The organism is Erwinia sp. 009765445 (assembly GCF_058137865.1).
This window is the reverse complement of the sequence record NZ_JBYUWC010000008.1, coordinates 121762-140286: the sequence shown is the minus strand read 5'-3', so window position 1 is coordinate 140286 and position 18525 is coordinate 121762. Positions and strand designations below refer to the sequence as shown.

General features: G+C 52.8%; 15 protein-coding genes. 4 read left to right on the top strand and 11 right to left on the bottom strand.

Annotation, left to right across the window (positions count from 1 at the left end; all coding sequences use genetic code 11):
- Window positions 1–490 precede the first annotated feature (490 nt).
- Together AC3Y5R_RS10750 and AC3Y5R_RS10745 are read right to left on the bottom strand one after the other, a co-directional pair.
- On the bottom strand, window positions 491–1084 hold the full coding sequence (locus AC3Y5R_RS10750) for an AIPR family protein (protein WP_489921408.1): 594 nt from the start codon (window positions 1082–1084) through the stop codon (window positions 491–493).
- Between the two features lie 124 nt (window positions 1085–1208).
- Complete coding sequence (locus AC3Y5R_RS10745; RefSeq protein WP_489921334.1) at window positions 1209–1916, bottom strand: hypothetical protein; 708 nt, start codon at window positions 1914–1916, stop codon at window positions 1209–1211.
- Between the two features lie 365 nt (window positions 1917–2281).
- On the opposite strand from AC3Y5R_RS10745, the gene AC3Y5R_RS10740 reads away from it, so the two are divergent.
- Together AC3Y5R_RS10740 and AC3Y5R_RS10735 are read left to right on the top strand one after the other, a co-directional pair.
- Window positions 2282–2521, top strand: coding sequence for a type II toxin-antitoxin system CcdA family antitoxin (locus AC3Y5R_RS10740; RefSeq protein WP_489921333.1), 240 nt, complete (start codon window positions 2282–2284; stop codon window positions 2519–2521).
- A 2-nt stretch (window positions 2522–2523) separates the two neighbouring features.
- Entirely contained in the window at window positions 2524–2832 is a 309-nt protein-coding gene (locus AC3Y5R_RS10735) for a CcdB family protein (protein WP_489921332.1), read from the top strand.
- Between the two features lie 31 nt (window positions 2833–2863).
- Here the strand turns inward: AC3Y5R_RS10735 and AC3Y5R_RS10730 are convergent, their stop codons facing one another.
- The 3 genes from AC3Y5R_RS10730 to glpE all read right to left on the bottom strand — a co-directional run bounded on the left by AC3Y5R_RS10730 (window position 2864) and on the right by glpE (window position 4875).
- Complete coding sequence (locus AC3Y5R_RS10730) at window positions 2864–3622, bottom strand: DeoR/GlpR family transcriptional regulator (RefSeq protein ID WP_158780743.1); 759 nt, start codon at window positions 3620–3622, stop codon at window positions 2864–2866.
- Window positions 3623–3658: 36 nt separating this feature from the next.
- On the bottom strand, window positions 3659–4480 hold the full coding sequence (gene glpG, locus AC3Y5R_RS10725; protein WP_489921407.1) for a rhomboid family intramembrane serine protease GlpG: 822 nt from the start codon (window positions 4478–4480) through the stop codon (window positions 3659–3661).
- Between the two features lie 68 nt (window positions 4481–4548).
- Window positions 4549–4875 carry a thiosulfate sulfurtransferase GlpE gene (gene glpE / locus AC3Y5R_RS10720; protein WP_489921331.1) on the bottom strand — a complete coding sequence of 109 codons (327 nt, stop codon included), beginning with the start codon at window positions 4873–4875 and terminating at the stop codon, window positions 4549–4551.
- Window positions 4876–5104: 229 nt separating this feature from the next.
- Between glpE and glpD the strand changes: the two genes are divergently transcribed.
- A complete protein-coding gene (glpD, locus tag AC3Y5R_RS10715) occupies window positions 5105–6613 on the top strand; it encodes a glycerol-3-phosphate dehydrogenase (RefSeq protein WP_489921330.1) in 1509 nt (502 codons plus the stop codon).
- A 106-nt stretch (window positions 6614–6719) separates the two neighbouring features.
- Here the strand turns inward: glpD and glgP are convergent, their stop codons facing one another.
- From glgP to asd, 6 genes are all read right to left on the bottom strand, one after another.
- On the bottom strand, window positions 6720–9167 hold the full coding sequence (gene glgP / locus AC3Y5R_RS10710; RefSeq protein ID WP_489921329.1) for a glycogen phosphorylase: 2448 nt from the start codon (window positions 9165–9167) through the stop codon (window positions 6720–6722).
- A gap of 21 nt (window positions 9168–9188) precedes the next feature.
- Window positions 9189–10622: a glycogen synthase GlgA gene (glgA, locus tag AC3Y5R_RS10705; RefSeq protein WP_489921328.1), complete on the bottom strand. Its 1434-nt coding sequence runs from the start codon at window positions 10620–10622 to the stop codon at window positions 9189–9191.
- Between the two features lie 58 nt (window positions 10623–10680).
- Window positions 10681–11967, bottom strand: coding sequence for a glucose-1-phosphate adenylyltransferase (glgC, locus tag AC3Y5R_RS10700; RefSeq protein ID WP_489921327.1), 1287 nt, complete (start codon window positions 11965–11967; stop codon window positions 10681–10683).
- A gap of 12 nt (window positions 11968–11979) precedes the next feature.
- On the bottom strand, window positions 11980–13965 hold the full coding sequence (gene glgX / locus AC3Y5R_RS10695) for a glycogen debranching protein GlgX (protein ID WP_489921406.1): 1986 nt from the start codon (window positions 13963–13965) through the stop codon (window positions 11980–11982).
- Window positions 13965–16148 carry a 1,4-alpha-glucan branching enzyme gene (gene glgB, locus AC3Y5R_RS10690; RefSeq protein ID WP_489921326.1) on the bottom strand — a complete coding sequence of 728 codons (2184 nt, stop codon included), beginning with the start codon at window positions 16146–16148 and terminating at the stop codon, window positions 13965–13967. The genes glgX and glgB overlap by 1 nt, the downstream gene beginning before the upstream one ends.
- A gap of 426 nt (window positions 16149–16574) precedes the next feature.
- On the bottom strand, window positions 16575–17684 hold the full coding sequence (gene asd, locus AC3Y5R_RS10685) for an aspartate-semialdehyde dehydrogenase (protein WP_489921325.1): 1110 nt from the start codon (window positions 17682–17684) through the stop codon (window positions 16575–16577).
- A 180-nt stretch (window positions 17685–17864) separates the two neighbouring features.
- Between asd and AC3Y5R_RS10680 the strand changes: the two genes are divergently transcribed.
- Window positions 17865–18458 (top strand): YhgN family NAAT transporter, encoded by a 594-nt coding sequence (locus tag AC3Y5R_RS10680; protein WP_158780751.1) that lies wholly within the window; start codon window positions 17865–17867, stop codon window positions 18456–18458.
- Window positions 18459–18525 lie beyond the last annotated feature (67 nt).

Here is an 18525-nt window from a genome sequence, read left to right as displayed (position 1 = left end):
TAACAATAACAATAACAATAACAATAACAATAACAATAACAATAACAATAACAATAACAATAACAATAACAATAACATTCAAAATAACAACCCTTATTAGAAAGGGCTAACTTAATAGTGTGATACGAATAGATATATTATTGTTTTCATAATGAAACTCAAGAGAAGTGACTAATGTTTTCTCAACCTTCTCTCTCTATTCTGGAAAAATCTAGCAATGTAACTATTCGGATAGTTATCTTGAATATATATGTAGATATCTTTAGCTAACGACAATGCATTAATAGACAAAGTTTTTTATCATAAATATCCACACCATTTGATACAGACACAGGTGAGATTTTACTCATAAGCACACAAATAAATACATAGTTCCCATGAGTCAAAAGAGAAGGTATTCTCGCTTCTATTTCATCCTGGGATGTAGTCGTTGATGCTATCATCTCACTCAATATTTCACTACATACTCTATAAAGATTAACTCTATTTATTACACTGACTCCAGAAGGGGGGGCTTAGGATTAAAAACCTGATCATATAAATATGACTCATTAGAATCAAAAAACCTACCTCGATTAGATTTAAGTGTAGAAATTAATTGTGGAACTTTTGAGTAACAGACAAGTGCATTTAATGAATCATCGATGTCGATAACACTTTCAGATGAAACATCTGAGTCTTCCTGTCGCAATAATTTGTATGTGTAACCACCAATGAAATTAATTTCTCTTTGTATTTTTTGCTGTTCAGGTCGTTGAGTTGTGAAATCCCTACCTGTTACTCTGTTTTGTGTATTATTATATTTTGTAACATCTCTCAGAAATTCAGCGTCTTTAGCATTTATAAAACGAATCATTACTCTTACTAAATCTTTTTTGTCTTCAGGAAAATTATCAAAAACGGTTCCTATCGAGCTAACAGTTTGCGCACCATTTATAATATTTAAGGTTTTAAAGCCAAAAACGCCAAATCGCCTTGAAGAACCAGCATTTGCAATACTTTCATTTACTTCTTCATAAGTTGCTGTAATGCCATTATTATAACACCAAAAAAGATCAGGGTTACTTTCTACTGTAGTCTTTATACCAGAGTTAACAGTCCCAGAATCACCTAATACACTTCGGATGTTTTTCTCAAACAGAGAGTATTTATATTTCTTCCACCAATCAGAAATAACTCGAGCTGAAATAGCACCATAAATAGCTCTATCAAGGTGAAGAAACCTCCCCGTAAGACTCTAAAGCAACATCATTTATATCTATAGCACCAATAGACTGTGAACTGAGGCTTGATGATATATCCGTAACATTTGGTGTTTCAAAGAATATTGTATAGTCATCTCTTGAATCGAGATCTCTGAACAAAAGAGCTTTGTTTTGGCTTTTTTCCCAAAATGAAATTTCTTCAGTAACTTCGCTACTGATATCATGAGTACCAGTATAAATGAAGACACAGATACATTTATAACTACTGCTTGTTATAGCTTTAACAATTGACTCTTTATAGGTCAGAAACCTCTCATTAAATGAGGATAAATCATTTGCTATAACTTTAGCGCAAGCATATTTGAAACGGCCAAAATCCTTGATGCTAACAGAACCATTCCCATCTTTAATAAATTTAGATTGAACCAGAATGAGTTTCTTAGAGTTCTGATTTACATATACTGCATCAATTCCACCATCATCACTGCCATCACAAACTGCATTAGCAGCCATCTCGGGATCTGATTCATCACCGTACATTCTAACTGCATGTGCAGCAATACATCTAGTAACTAACACCTCTCTTCGTGATACACCTTGAGAGTTGGTATTTTCCATATTAATAAAGCTGCCATAAACATCCTCAAGATTATTTGCCAGCCGGGTCAAACCAACAGAACGAGTATCACTACTGAAATCATCCCTTGCCATAATATACCTTACATTGAAGTGGTTTATCTAGCTATGATTCATAGCTCGTGACTATCATGTATTAATTTCTTTTAAAGAAATCATATGGATAATTCAAATTATTATCTAAACCTTCAATTCTCCTTTTCATGATTCCTAGCTAGTAGAACGGACTGTCGATTAAATCTATGCCTAAGTGAAATTACTAAGTAATGATAACTAATCATATTGCAACGAATATAAAAAAAACCAGTAAAATTATTCATTTTCATGATGAAATTCATTCAATATGAGCATAAGTCATAAATTTTACTTTCCAATCGCCTTGAAGAGCGTAAGATATTTGCACGTGCATTTACACGTGCAATAAACAAAGGAGGGGAGATATGCCAGCAACTTCAGTGCGCCATAAAAAAACCGTCAGCGTGACGCTTGAACCCATGCTGTATGACCAAGCACGTCAGGCAGGCATCAATCTTTCCGCCATACTGGCCGAGGCTTTAAAGCGGGAAATACGGGCCGTCGAGGCTCAGCAATGGAAACGTGAAAACAAGGAAGCTCTTCAGGAACTGAATCGCATCACTGATGAGCATGGTATGTTGTCCGATGACCACAGGACATTCTGAAGATGCAATACACCGTCTACCACCACTCAGGCAACAGTCAGGATTATCCCTATCTCCTTGATGTACAGAGTGACATTATTGATGCTCTGAACACTCGTCTGGTTATCCCGTTGTTTCCATTGAGTAAACTTCGTGGCAAACAGCCGGTACGTCTGTGTCCGGTGCTGGAGATTGAAGGCAGGGAATATCTTGTGATGACCCACGAGATGGCAAGCGTCCGCCAGACGCTTCTGGGCGGGGAAGTGGTTAATGTTGAGCATCATAGCAAAACCATCAAAGACGCCATCGATTTTCTGATCGACGGCTTCTGACCTGCTAAATTCTGCTGCTGATGCGTTGCTGTCAGCACAGCTCCAGATGCACTTCGTGTTGCTCAATGGTTTTCAGCACGCCGGGCGGCGGCGTTTCATCAGTGAACAGGTAGTCAATCAGGCTCATGTTACCCAGGTTAACCATCGCATTCCGGCCAAATTTCGAGTGATCAGCCACCAGCATCACGCAGCGCGAGTTCTCGATAATCGCCCGCTTGGTGCGCACTTCGTGGTAGTCAAAGTCCAGCAGCGAGCCGTCCATATCGATGCCGCTGATACCGAGGATACCGTAATCGAGACGGAACTGGGAGATATAGTCCAGCGTGGCTTCTCCCATAATGCCGCCATCGCGGGTCCGGACTTCCCCACCGGCAACAATCAGGCTGAAGTCGGGCTTCGACATCAGCAGCATCGCCACATTGAGGTTGTTGGTCACCACCCGCAGGTTGTTGTGGTTCAGCAGCGCGTGGGCCACCGCTTCCGGCGTAGTGCCGATATCAATAAACAGTGAGGCACCGTCCGGGATCTGGCTGGCAACGCGCTGGGCGATACGGGCTTTTTCGGCCGACCACATCATTTTACGATCCTGCCAGGCGGTATTTTCCGAGCTGGAAGGCAATGCCGCGCCGCCGTGGTGACGCTGAATTTTGTTCTGCTCCGCCAGGTCATTCAGGTCGCGGCGGATGGTTTGCGGGCTGACGGTAAAATGATCCACCAGCTCTTCAGTACTGACATACCCCTGACGGCGCACCAAATCGATAATGGCGTCATGACGTTGCGTCTGCTTCACAAAGCTCTCCTGTTTGTCGACCTGCTTATTTTTGCTTTAGGATCTTTTTTTCTGTCGGGTATCGACAAAGGCCATCGCCAGGCCGACCAACAGGCCAGTGACGTGCGCCGCATTGGCTATCGAGAGGCCAAACCAGCCCATGTATCCCACCACCAGCCAGATAATGGCGAAGGCCATCAGGCCCCGTTCCAGATGGATGCCGCGCTGCCGATCGCGCTCGCCGCGCAGCCATGCATAGCCCATCAACGCATAAACCGCGCCAGACAAGCCGCCGAACATTACACCGCTGTACTTCGCCTGCATCCAGCCGCTGAGTAGCGCAGAGATCAGCAGGATGACAAATAATTTACCGCTGCCGAGCCGTTTTTCAATCGCCCCGCCGAGATACCACCACCACAGCAGGTTAAAGACGATATGCAGCAGAGAAAAGTGCAGCAGTGCGTGGGTAAACCAGCGCCACAGCTGGAAGTGCTGATCCGCATCTGGCCAGGCCAGCCAGGTCATCACCGTCTGGAAGCCCAGGATTTGCATCAGGATGAAGACCACAATACAGGCGGCCATTACCGCCAGCGTCAGCGGCCCTGCACGCTCGCGGATATTGGTCATCAACGAAGTGCTCTGGTAGTGGATGCCGCTGCGGGTGGTGCCGGAATGCCAGCTGGCCGCCTGATAACGGGGATGATTGGGGTCGCGGATAAACTGGTTAAGTTCGTTTTCGACCAGATTCACTTTCGAATCATCATCCAGCCACACCGTGTGGTGGTTATCAGACTCAATCCGGAGCTGGATGCCGCGGGTCGCCATATAATCCACAAAGGCCTGTGCCATGCGGGGATTGGAAAACTCAGTAATGCGCATCATCGCCTGCAAAAGTCCCTGTTAATTAAACGGTATCAGTATACCGCACTATTTTCACCGCAAGATGACTACGCGCCAGACTCAACCTGCTGCGGAAACTGTACGCGCCAGGCTTCAAAGCCCCCATCAATGCTGTAAACCTGTTCAAAGCCCTGAGTCATCAGATACTGCGCAGCACTTTTGCTGCTGTTGCCGTGGTAGCACATCACCAGCAGCGGCGCGGTTAAATCCGCCTGCGCAATAAAGGTATTCAGCGAGTTGTTAGTCAGATGAAACGCGCCGCTGGCATGGGCGGCATCAAAGCTCTGCGGGTCACGAATATCAACCAGCAGAGCCTGACCGTCGGTCAGATGTGCCTGCGCCTGCTGCACGCTGATGCACTCAAATTGTTCCATGGTGGGTTCTCGTCAAAAGGGGATAACTAAGGCTTATTGTAACGCGAACCCGGCTGACAATAACCCAACAGAGTGAAAGGTTAACACTGTTTTCTGCACTCAGTAATGTTACCTGGATCACGCATAAATGTTTTTATTCGGTTAACGCTGGCGTCGATGTTGGTTTGCGATTATTATAATGCTCGAAAACGAACATTTAAGAACTATTCCGAACATCGGAGGAGATGACGTGGAAACCAAAGACTTGATCGTAATCGGCGGCGGCATCAACGGCGCTGGCATTGCGGCTGATGCTGCAGGACGCGGCCTGTCTGTGCTGATGCTGGAAGCGCAAGATTTGGCGTGCGCGACCTCTTCCGCCAGCTCAAAATTGATCCACGGTGGCCTGCGCTACCTGGAGCATTACGAATTCCGTCTGGTCAGCGAAGCGCTGGCAGAACGTGAAGTGCTGCTGAAAATGGCACCACATATTGCTTTCCCAATGCGCTTCCGTCTGCCGCATCGTCCGCATCTGCGTCCGGCGTGGATGATCCGCATTGGTCTGTTTATGTACGATCATCTGGGCAAACGCACCAGCCTGCCGGGCAGTAAAGGGTTGCGTTTTGGCTCAGATTCAGTGTTAAAGCCTGAAATCGTGCGCGGTTTCGAATATTCCGACTGCTGGGTGGACGATGCGCGCCTGGTGGTGCTGAATGCTCAGGAAGTGGAAAAGCGCGGCGGCGAGGTGCGTACCCGCACTAAAGTGACCCGTGCATGGCGTGAAAACGGCCTGTGGACCGTGGAAGCGGAAGATGTCGATACCGGTAAAACCTTCACCTGGCAGGCAAAAGGCCTGGTTAACGCGGCTGGTCCGTGGGTCAAGCAGCTGTTTGATGACGGACTGAAGCTGAAATCGCCTTACGGTATCCGCCTGATCAAAGGCAGCCACATTGTGGTGCCGCGTGTACACACGCAGAAGCAGGCTTATATCCTGCAGAACGAAGATAACCGTATCGTGTTTGTGATCCCGTGGATGGACGAGTTCTCCATCATCGGTACCACCGACGTGGAGTACAAAGGCGATCCGAAAAACGTCCATATTGACGAAAAAGAGACCTCCTATCTGCTTAACGTGTTTAACAACCACTTTAAGAAGACGCTGAGCGTCGATGACATCGTCTGGTCTTACTCCGGCGTGCGCCCGCTGTGTGATGATGAGTCAGATTCACCGCAGGCGATTACCCGCGATTACACTCTGGATGTGCGCGACGACAACGGTCAGGCTCCGCTGCTGTCTGTGTTCGGCGGCAAGCTGACGACTTACCGTAAGCTGGCCGAACATGCGATGGAAAAACTGGCGAAGTACTATCCGAAAGCTGGCCCGGCATGGACCAAAACCTGCGTACTGCCAGGCGGTGATATTGCCGGTAACCGTGAAGACTACGCCGCCAGCCTGTGCCGCCGCTATCCGTTTATCACTGAGCCAATGGCCCGTCACTATGCGCGTACCTACGGCAGCAATACCGAAGTGCTGCTGAAAGATGCGAAGAGCCTGGAAGATCTGGGTGAGCTGTTTGGTCACCATTTCTACGAAGCGGAGCTGCGCTACCAGGTGCAGAACGAGTGGGTGCGTGAGCAGGATGATGCGCTGTGGCGTCGCACCAAAGAAGGGATGTGGCTGAACGAAGAGCAACGTGCCCGCGTGGGTGAGTGGCTGGCCCAGCACGGTAAGAAACCGGCGCTGTCACTGGCTTCCTGATTTACCCTGCACGAAATAAAAAGCTGGCATCTGCCAGCTTTTTTTTCGTCGGTCATATCCCCCGGAAGCGCCATCCATTACGGCTTTCAGGCTGATGATCCGCCGCCTACAGCCGAACCGGCTTAATACCCCAAATCTCGTCGGCGTACTCCTGAATGGTGCGGTCCGAAGAGAAGTAGCCCATATTGGCGATATTCAGCAGCGCACGGCGCGTCCACTCTTCCGGATGACGATAGAGTTCATCCACCTTATCCTGGGTATCCACATAGCTGCGGTAGTCGGCCAGCAGCTGATAGTGGTCACCCAGATTGACCAGTGAATCAAAGATATTCCGGTAGCGGCCCGGCTCCTGCGGGCTGAACACGCCGGTGGCGATCTGCGTCAGCGCCTGATGCAGTTCGGCATCCTGCTCATAATACTTGTGCGAACTGTAACCCTTGCTGCGCAACTCTTCGACCTGCGGGGTGGTGTTGCCGAAAATGAAGATATTCTCTTCACCCACGTGCTCCAGCATCTCGACATTGGCCCCATCCAGCGTGCCAATAGTCAACGCACCATTCAGGGCAAACTTCATGTTACTGGTACCGGAGGCTTCCGTCCCCGCCAGCGAGATCTGCTCAGAAAGATCCGCTGCCGGAATAATGATCTGCGCCAGACTCACGCTGTAGTTAGGGATAAACACCACCTTCAGCTTGTTCTTCACCTGTGGATCGCTGTTGATCACCTTCGCCACATCGTTGATCAGGTGAATAATATGCTTGGCCATGTAGTAAGCCGAAGCGGCCTTCCCGGCAAAGATATTCACCCTGGGCACCCAGTTCGCTTCCGGATCCTCTTTTATCCGGTTGTAGCGGGTAATAACATGCAACACGTTAAGCAGCTGACGTTTGTATTCATGGATACGCTTGATCTGCACATCAAACAACGCCTGAGGATCGATAACGATATCCAGCTTTTGCGCGATGAATTCAGCCAGCCGCTTTTTGTTGTGCAGCTTGGAGTCGCTGATTTGCTTGAGGAAGCTCGGGTAATCGATATGCTGTTTCAGCTCATTCAGCTGGCTCAGCTCGGTACGCCAGTTACGCCCGATAGTGTCATCCAGCACTTCTGACAGCCTAGGATTTGCCAACGCCAGCCAGCGACGAGGGGTCACCCCATTAGTTTTATTGCAGAAACGGCCAGGAAACAGGGCGGCAAAATCGGCAAACAGCGATTGTACCATCAGGTTTGAGTGCAGTTCTGAGACGCCGTTAACCTTATGACTGACTACCACCGCCAGCCACGCCATACGTACCTTGCGTCCGTTAGCCTCATCAATGATTGAAATGCGCGACTGCAGATCCCAGTCATCCGGGTAGTAATCCTGAACAGTTTTGAGGAAATAGTCGTTAATATCAAAAATAATCTGCAGGTGGCGTGGCAGGATCTTGCCGATCATATCCACCGGCCAGGTCTCCAGCGCTTCCTGCATCAGGGTGTGATTGGTGTAGGAGAACACCTGACAGGTCACTTCAAAGGCATCGTCCCAGTTGAACTTATGCTCGTCGATCAGCAGCCGCATCAGCTCCGGGATCGCCAGCACCGGGTGAGTGTCATTCAGGTGGATGGCAATTTTATCTGCAAGATTGTCAAAGGTCTGGTGCATGATCCAGTGTCGGTTGAGGATATCCTGCACCGTCGCCGAGACCAGGAAGTACTCCTGGCGCAGACGCAGCTCGCGTCCTGAATAGGTTGAATCATCCGGATAGAGCACGCGCGACACGTTTTCCGAATGGTTTTTATCTTCTACCGCAGCAAAGTAATCCCCCTGATTAAACTTACCAAGATTGATTTCATTACTGGCCTGAGCGCCCCACAGCCGCAGCGTGTTGGTTGCGTCGGTATCAAAACCGGGAATAATCTGGTCGTAGGCCATCGCCAGCACTTCTTCCGTCTCCAGCCAGCGGGCACGGTTGCCCTCATGCTGAATACGCCCGCCGAAACGCACTTTATAGCGGGTGTTAAAACGCTGAAACTCCCACGGATTGCCATACTCCAGCCAGTAGTCCGGTGATTCAGCCTGCCGTCCGTCAATGATGCTCTGCCTGAACATACCGTAATCGTAGCGAATACCATAGCCGCAACCGGGCAGCCCCAGGGTGGCGAGGGAATCCAGGAAACACGCAGCCAGTCGTCCTAAGCCGCCGTTGCCCAACCCTGGGTCGCTCTCTTCTTCGATCAGATCTTCCAGATCGAAGCCCATCTCCTCCAGCGCGGCCCTGGCATCCTCGTAGATACCCATCGCCAGCAGAGCATTCGACAGGGTCCGCCCGACCAGAAACTCCATCGACAAGTAGTAAACCTGACGCACATCCTGCGACAGCTGCGCACGATTAGAGCGCAGCCAGCGTTCGACCATGCGGTCACGCACCGCCAGCAGCGTGGCGTTCAGCCACTCATGTTTGTTGGCAACCGACGGGTCTTTACCAATAGTAAACATCAGCTTATAGGCAATCGAATGCTTTAATGCGTCCACGCTCAGCGTAGGGGCGGTATAGATGAAAGGTGCGTTCATATCAAATTTCCTATTTCCTGATTACAACAGACGTTGATAGAGATCGCGGTAGGCCACAGCGGCCACCTGCCAGCTAAAATCCATCCCCATCGCCTGACGCTGAACATAGCGCCACAGTGATGGCCGGGACCACAGAACAAAAGCACGCCGGATAGCCCGTAACAGCGACCAGGCATTGCTGTCTTCAAACACAAAACCGCTGGCAATACCGTCTGCCAGGTTTTCCAGCGAGCTGTCATTCACCGTATCTGCCAGCCCGCCGGTACGCCGCACCAGCGGCAGCGTGCCGTACTTCAGACCGTACAGCTGGGTCAGCCCGCACGGCTCAAAACGACTTGGCACCAGGATGATGTCCGCGCCTCCCATAATGCGGTGCGAGAACGCTTCGTGATAACCGATCTGCACGCCCACCTGGCCAGGATATTCGGCAGCAGCAGCGAGGAAACCCTGCTGCAATACCGCATCGCCCGCGCCCAGCAACACCAGCTGGCCGCCCTGCTCAAGCAGGCCTGGCAGCGCTTCAAGTACCAGATCCAGCCCCTTCTGTTTGGTCAGGCGGCTGACTACCGCAAACACCGGCACCCTCTCATCAATCTTCAGGCCCATGGTGATTTGCAGCTGCCGTTTGTTCTCCAGCTTGGCCTCCAGCACGTCACGGTTGTAGCGCGCGGTCAGCAGCAGATCCTGTGCCGGATCCCAGATTGAGGGATCGACACCGTTCAGGATCCCGGTGAGCCGCCCTTCCAGCTGACGCTGTTTGAGCAGATCTTCCATGCCATAGCCAAACTCCGGCAGGGTAATCTCACGGGCATAAGTCGGGCTGACGGCCGTAATATGATCGGCATAGAACAGTCCCGCTTTCAGATAGGAAATCTGGTTATAAAACTCCAGCCCGTACATATTGAAAAACGATCTGGGCAGCTGGATCTGATCCAGATGATGCGCAGCGAACACCCCCTGATAGGCCAGGTTGTGCACGGTGAACACCGATTTTGCCGGTCGCCCCCTGGCCGCCAGGTAAGCGCAGGTCAGTCCTGCATGCCAGTCATGCGCATGCACTACTTGCGGACGCCATAAGGTATCCAGCCCACAGGCGATTTCACAGCCCATCCACCCCAATAGCGCAAAGCGCAGATAGTTATCCGTATACGCAAACTGTGACTCATCGTGATACGGGCTGCCGGGCCGATCGTACAGGCCCGGCGCGTCGATCAGGTATATTCCCACCCCATCATATTCCCCAAAGAGCAAATCGACCGGGCCTGCAAAAGTCTGCAGCCTGGCCACCACCGGAGTATCCGGAATGCCCTTTTTCAAATCGGGAAAGGCAGGAAGCAGGACTCTCGTATCCACACCTTCCGCAATCTGCGCCGCCGGTAATGCCCCAACAACATCAGCAAGCCCGCCCGTTTTAAGCAGCGGAAAAATTTCTGAACAGACATGTAAAACCTGCATTATCGGCTCCTTTGACTCAGTTCTGACGCGATCCACCGCATCGGACATTTATGCTTTCTCAACTACGCCATCCCAACTTCGCCAGCATGCTGCGCGTGACCAGCACAATCCCCTCTTCCGAGCGGTAAAACCGGCGTGCATCGTCATCCGGATTCTCCCCGATGACCGTTCCTTCAGGTAACTCACAGGCGCGGTCAATCACACAGCGACGCAGGCGACAGGATCGCCCCACCACCACATCCGGCGAGAGAACAGAGGATTCGATATTGCAGAAGGAGTTGATCCGCACTCGTGAAAACAGCACTGAGTTCACCACCACCGAGCCGGAAATAATGCAGCCTCCTGACACCAGTGAGTTCATGGTCATTCCGTGACTACCGGATCGATCCTGCACGAATTTCGCCGGAGGCAGCGGTTCCATATGAGTGCGGATCGGCCAGTTACGGTCATACATATCCAGTTCCGGCGTGACCGAGGCCAGATCCAGATTAGCTTTCCAGTAAGCCTCCAGCGTCCCGACATCACGCCAGTACGGCGGCGAACTTTCATCGCTCTGCACGCAGGAGATGCCGAAGGAGTGAGCCAGCGCTTCTCCGGTCTCAACTATCTTCGGCAGAATGTCTTTGCCGAAATCATGGTTAGAATCAGGTAGCTTCAGGTCATCTTCCAGGAGCTGGTACAGGTAGTCGGCGTTGAAGGCATAAATGCCCATGCTCGCCATTGCCTGGGTTTTATCCCCCGGCATATGCGGTGGATCGGCAGGTTTTTCCAGAAATTCGGTGACTTTGTTATCGTCGCCCACCGCGATGATGCCAAAAGCACTGGCCTCTTCAATCGGCACCGGCAGGCAGGCGATGGTACATTTCGCGCCTTTTTCCACGTGGTCCAGCAGCATGCGCGAGTAGTCCATTTTGTAGATATGGTCCCCCGCGAGGATCACGATGAACTCCGCCTGATAGCGCCGGATAATATCGAGGTTTTGCGTCACGGCATCGGCCGTACCGCGGTACCAGTGTTCGGTAGAAAGGCGCTGCTGAGCGGGCAGCAGATCGACAAACTCGTTCATCTCCTCGTTGAGAAACGACCAGCCGCGCTGGATATGCTGTACCAGCGTATGCGACTGATACTGAGTGATCACCGCGATCCGTCGGATCCCGGAGTTAAGACAGTTCGACAGGGCAAAATCGATGATGCGGAATTTCCCGCCAAAATGAACGGCAGGTTTGGCACGCTTGGCGGTAAGGTCTTTCAGCCTCGTACCGCGTCCACCTGCCAGGATGAGGGCTACAGTTTGTGTTGGCAATTGTCTTGCCAGCATCAGGGGATCGTTCTTATCAGTGACCATGTCTGACTCCTGTTATGATTGTTCCCGGAACATGCACACACCGTGGGCTGGTCCATGCCAGACAGTTAACAAAATCGGGTTATCATCCCCGGCGAAGGGCGGAATGGCATGCCAGCGCCCCTGAGGTAGAACAATATCGCTCACTTCTTCGGTGGCGTTTATGGTGAGAAGCCAGTGGCGTGACAGGCGGATCTGCAGACGACGTTCCCCCTGTTGCCACTCCTGCGCATTAAGCGGCTCTCCCTTCGGGCCGAGCCATTCAACATTTCCATCCTCTTCCTGCCACCAGCTGTCTCTGGTTAACGCCGGAATGCGTTTACGCAGATGGATCAGCGCGGCAGTAAAGGCAAACAACCCACTGTCGTTGTGCTGCCAGTCAAGCCAGGTCAGCTCATTATCCTGACAGTAGGCGTTATTGTTGCCGTGCTGGCTGTGGCCGTGTTCATCCCCGGCCAGCAGCATCGGCGTGCCCTGCGCCAGTAGCAGAGTGGCCAGCAGCGCGTGAACGCTGCGACGACGATGTTCCACTATCAACAACGGTGCATTCAGCCCTTCCACCCCGTGGTTATGGCTGAAGTTACTGCTGCTGCCGTCGCGATTATCTTCACCGTTGGCTTCGTTGTGCTTCTGGTTAAAGCTGACCACGTCGCACAGGGTGAACCCGTCGTGAGCAGTGATCAGGTTGATACTGGCCGAAGGCAGCCGCCCGTCCCGCTGGAAAACATCGCTGGAGGCAGCATACCGCCGGGCAAAGTCGCCATTGCTGATATCGCCATGCAGCCAGTAACGGCGCATCACATCGCGAAAATGGTCGTTCCACTCAGCGAACGGCGGCGGGAAGTTCCCCACCTGATAACCTCCCGGCCCGATGTCCCACGGCTCGGCAATCAGCTTGCATTTCGACAGCAACGGATCGGCCTGAATCGCCCGGAAAAGCCCGGCGTCGCGCTGATAGTCAGGCGTGCGGCCAAGCACCGTCGCCAGGTCGAATCGGAAACCGTCCACATGGCACGCTTCCACCCAGTAGCGCAGGCAGTCCAGCGTCCAGGTCATCACTTCAGGGTGACTGAGATTCAGCGTATTCCCGCAGCCGGTCCAGTTTTGGTAACCACCCTGGTCGTTCAGCCAGTAATAACTTTTGTTGTCCACTCCGCGCTTCGACAGCGTCGGGCCGGTATCTTCCAGTTCAGCGGTATGGTTAAACACCACATCGAGGATCACTTCGATGCCTGCCGCGTGCAGTGATTTGACCGCCTGCTGAAACTCATTGCGCGGGTGAACGCTATCCACACCCGAAGCATAGCTGGCATCCAGTGCGTAGGGTGCCAGCGGGTTGTAGCCCCAGTAGTTACTCAGCCCCATCCGCTGCAGCCGCGGTTCATGGGCAAAACAGGCTACCGGCAGCAGCTCCAGGCTGGTAATGCCCAGCCTTTTGAAGTAGCTGACCATCACCGGATGGCCCAGCGCCGCATAGGTGCCCTGAATCTCCGGCGGAATACCCGGATGACGTTTCGTCAGCCCGCGCACGTGGGCTTCATAAATAACCGTTTCGCCCCAGGGGATGCCCGGTGGCTGGTCGTCTTCCCAATCGAAATCATCCGCCAGCACCACGCTTTTTGGCGCAACGGCGGCGCTGTCCAGGGTATCGATTTCCCTGTCGCCACACTGGAAAGAGGGATGGTCAGTGACTTCACCCACCACTTCCCTGGCGCAGGGATCCACCAGCAGCTTGTGAGGATTAAAACGGTGCCCGGCTTCCGGCTGCCAGGGCCCGTGTACCCGATAGCCGTAGCGCTGGCCGGGCTTCGCTGCTGGCAGGTAGCCGTGCCAGATATCGCCACTGCGGGCTGGCAGATCCTGACGGGTTTCGCGGCCCTGCTCGTCAAACAGGCACAGCTCCACTCGCTCAGCATGCTGAGAGAAAAGCGCGAAGTTAACGCCTTTACCGTCAAAAGCGGCCCCGACCGGGGAAGAATGACCACTCTGCAGTGGGCTCATCATGCCTCCCTGACCAGCCAGACGGTCGCCAGCGGCGGCAGGGTCATACTCAGAGAGTGTTCACGGTTATGGCTCGGATGCGCATCGGTATGGATCACGCCCTGATTGCCAGTATTGCTGCCGTGATAGTGGCTGGAGTCGGTGTTCAGCACCTCGCACCAGCGACCAGAATGAGTGACGCCAAAACGATAGCCTGGACGGGAAACTGGCGTGAAGTTACTGACGACAATCACTTCATTCCCGTCCCGGTCACGGCGCACAAAAACAAACACCGAGTTTTCAAAATCGTCCACCACCAGCCATTCAAAGCCCATGGAATCGAAGTCGAGCTGATGCAGTGCCGGGTAGTGGCGATAGGTGTGGTTGAGGTCGCGAACCAAACGCTGTACGCCGTGATGCCAGTTATCGTCCCCTTCCAGCAGGTGCCAGTCGAGGCTGACGTCATGGTTCCACTCCTTGCCCTGGGCGAACTCGTTGCCCATAAACAGTAACTTCTTGCCGGGGAAGCCGAACATCCAGCCGTAGTAGGCCCGCAGATTGGCAAACTTCTGCCAGGCATCGCCGGGCATCCGATCGAGGATTGAACGTTTACCGTGCACCACTTCGTCATGGGACAGCGGCAGGACAAAGTTCTCGGTGGCGTTGTACAACATGCCGAAGGTCAGGTTGTTGTGATGATGTTTGCGGTACACCGGGTCCAGCTTCATGTAATCCAGCGTGTCGTGCATCCAGCCGAGGTTCCACTTGTACCAGAAGCCCAGCCCGCCCATTTCCGGTGGCCGGGACACGCCTGGAAAATCGGTCGACTCCTCTGCAATAGTCACCGAGCCGGGAGCGGCATGACCTAGCGTGCGGTTGGTGTAACGAAGGAAGGAGATCGCCTCCAGATTCTCACGCCCGCCAAAGTGGTTGGGAACCCATTCACCGGGCTGGCGGCTGTAGTCGCGATAGATCATCGAAGCCACCGCATCCACCCGCAGGCCATCAATGCCAAATCGTTCGATCCAGTAGAGCGCGTTGCCCGCCAAATAGTTGCTGACTTCGCGCCTGCCGAAGTTATAGATCAGCGTGTTCCAGTCCTGGTGATAGCCCTCGCGCGGGTCGCCGTGCTCATACAGCTCGGTGCCATCAAACTTTGCCAGGCCGAAGTCATCGGCAGGGAAATGCCCGGGCACCCAGTCCAGCAGAACGTTCAGACCGGCCTGATGGGCGACGGCGATAAAATTACGGAATTCGTCCCGCGTGCCGAAGCGCCGCGTTGGCGCATACATGCCGGTAGGCTGATAGCCCCAGCTGCCGTCGAAGGGGTGCTCGTTTATCGGCATCAGCTCCAGGTGAGTGAAGCCCATCTCTTTGGCATAAGGCACCAGCTGTTCGGCCAGCTCTTTGTAGCTGAGCCAGAAATTATTGTCGGTATGGCGTCGCCAGGAACCAAGGTGCACCTCGTAGATAGAGATGGGTGCATCAAACTCATTGGCACGCCTGCGTTCCGCTGAAATTTCCGTTTTTGGCGGGATGCCGCAAATCATCGAGGCGCTGTCCGGGCGCATCTGTGCTTCAAACGCATAGGGGTCAGACTTCAACCTGAGATGGCCGTGAACATCAATGATTTCAAACTTATAAAGCTGGCCCTGAACCGCACCGGGCACAAACAGCTCCCAGACGCCAATCTCCTGGCGCAGTCGCATCGGGTGGCGACGGCCATCCCAGAAGTTGAAATCCCCTACTACCGATACCCGGCGGGCATTCGGCGCCCAGACCGAGAAGCGGGTACCGATCACGCCATCAATCACATCGGCATGCGCCCCCATGGTTTCGTAAGGCCGTAAATGGGTGCCTTCAGCCAGCAACCAGCTGTCCATTTCGGCCAGCAGCGGACCAAAGCGGTAGGCATCATCCACCAGGTTCTGCTGACCATGCCAGGTGACAGCCAGTTGATAATGAAAGGGCTTTTTCCGGCGCGGCACCACGCCATGGAAAAAGCCACGTGAATCGATGCATTCCAGTTGAGCACACTTACGCCCGGTGTTGGTTTCAATGACCCAGACTTCGGTGGCATCCGGCAGGAGCGCCCGCACCTCCAGACCGTTTTCAGTCTGGTGCATGCCAAGGAGCGAGAATGGGTCTGCATAATGGCCGGAAATTAAAGCACTAATCAGCCGGCGATCCGTAAGCTCTGACATGTCTGTCTTCCTGTGATGGTTGGCAGGCGATCCCCAGGGCCAGAAATGGCAGGGAATGCACTGCTCTTCATTGAGCTAATAACACGCTATTTTTTAAGCATAGCCAGGGCGCAACTAAAGCCAGCACCGAATGCGGAAAAATGTTGTTTTCAGATCAAATTTTCGGGGATTACTGGAAATCAGGGAGAAAGCAGGTCACGGGAAAGATGTGGATAACGGTGTTAAGGGCAGCTTGAGAACATGTGACAGGGCAGGAAGAGGAAACGTCGCTGCAGACCGGGTGGAAAGTCTGGAGGGGGGAAGCGATGGTGTTGCTGTTTTGCAAAAGAAGCCATGTGTGGCTGTTCAGCAAATTCAGGGACTGGACAAAAATGATGACCAGTCCCGGTGAACCCACCTGCTGCACCAGGGCAGAGCGGTGAGGGCTTAGTCGACCAGCAGGCGCAGCATACGACGCAGCGGCTCGGCAGCGCCCCACAGCAGCTGGTCACCCACGGTAAAGGCGGAGAGGTATTCCGGCCCCATATTCAGTTTACGCAGGCGGCCAACAGGCGTTTTCAGCGTGCCGGTGACGGCAGCAGGTGTCAGTTCACGCATGGTCAGATCGCGATCGTTTGGCACCACGTTGACCCATTCGTTGTGGCTGGCCAGCAGCTGTTCGATTTCGTTCAGCGGCACATCTTTTTTCAGCTTGAGCGTGAAGGCCTGGCTGTGGCAGCGCAGCGCGCCTACGCGCACGCACAGGCCATCAACCGGAATGGTTTTCGCCGGTTGCAGGATTTTGTTGGTTTCTGCCTGGCCTTTCCACTCTTCACGGCTCTGGCCGTTTTCGAGCTGTTTGTCGATCCACGGGATCAGGCTACCCGCCAGCGGCACGCCAAAGTTGTCGGTCGGCAGCACGCCGCTACGGCTCATATCGGTGACTTTACGTTCAATATCAAGGATGGCTGAAGACGGGTTTTGCAGCTCTTTTGCCACGTTGTCGTGCAGCATGCCCATCTGGGTCAGTAGCTCACGCATATGGCGCGCGCCACCGCCGGAAGCTGCCTGATAGGTTGCCACAGAAGCCCACTCAATCAGATCGTTAGCGAACAGGCCACCCAGCGACATCAGCATCAGGCTGACGGTACAGTTACCGCCCGCAAAGGTTTTGATGCCTTTATCCAGACCCTGACGGATAACATGGTGGTTGACCGGGTCGAGAATAATCAGTGCGTCATCTTTCATACGCAGCGTGGAGGCTGCATCAATCCAGTAGCCCTGCCAGCCAGCGGCACGCAGTTTTGGATAGATATCAGTGGTGTAATCACCACCCTGACAGGTAATAATAATGTCGAGGGCCTTCAGCGCGTCGATGTTGTACGCATCCTGCAACGCGCCAGCAGACTGACCACCAAACGCAGGGGCCGCCTGACCGTGCTGAGACGTGGAGAAGAAGACCGGACGGATCACATCAAAGTCACGTTCTTCCACCATGCGCTGCATAAGGACAGAACCCACCATGCCACGCCAACCAACTAAACCTACTGATTTCATGTTGCACCTGCTGCAGGCAACTTTATTTGCCTGTTAGAGTAAAAGAGATAAGAAAGAAGTATGGTTATCACCTTACAAAATGCTGGAAAAGTGGCAAGTGAATTAAATCGATTAGCGGCGTTTTTTTAGCAGAGCTGCTTATAACGTGCAGCGAACCGGGCAAACAAGAGAAGAATAACGATGACTGAAATGATCTCTGCGACAATATTATTGTTGCTTATTATGGACCCGCTGGGCAATTTGCCGATTTTTATGTCGGTATTGAAGCATCTGGAGCCGAAACGTCGCCGGGTGGTGTTAATCCGCGAGATGCTGATCGCGCTGGTCATCATGCTGCTGTTTCTTTTTGCAGGGGAAAAAATTCTTGCTTTCCTTAACCTGCGTACCGAAACGGTTTCGATTTCCGGCGGCATCATCCTGTTTCTGATTGCCATCAAAATGATTTTCCCCTCGCAGGAAAGTAGCAGCAGCGGCCTTTCTGCCGGTGAAGAGCCTTTCCTTGTGCCGTTAGCCATTCCACTGGTCGCTGGCCCTTCGCTGCTGGCCACGCTGATGCTGCTGTCACACCAGTATCCGGATCAGATGAGCCACCTGGTGGGCGCGCTGCTCATTGCCTGGGGGGCAACGGTGGTGATCCTGCTACTATCGGGGCTGTTTCTGCGGTTGTTGGGAGAGAAAGGGGTTAATGCGCTGGAGAGGCTGATGGGGCTGATCCTGATTATGCTGGCCACCCAGATGTTCCTGGATGGTATCCGGGCCTATCTGAAGATTTAATCCGGAAGTTCTTTCGACCTTTCAAACAACACCCAGACTCAAGGCGCAGGGTACGCAGACTCTGAGT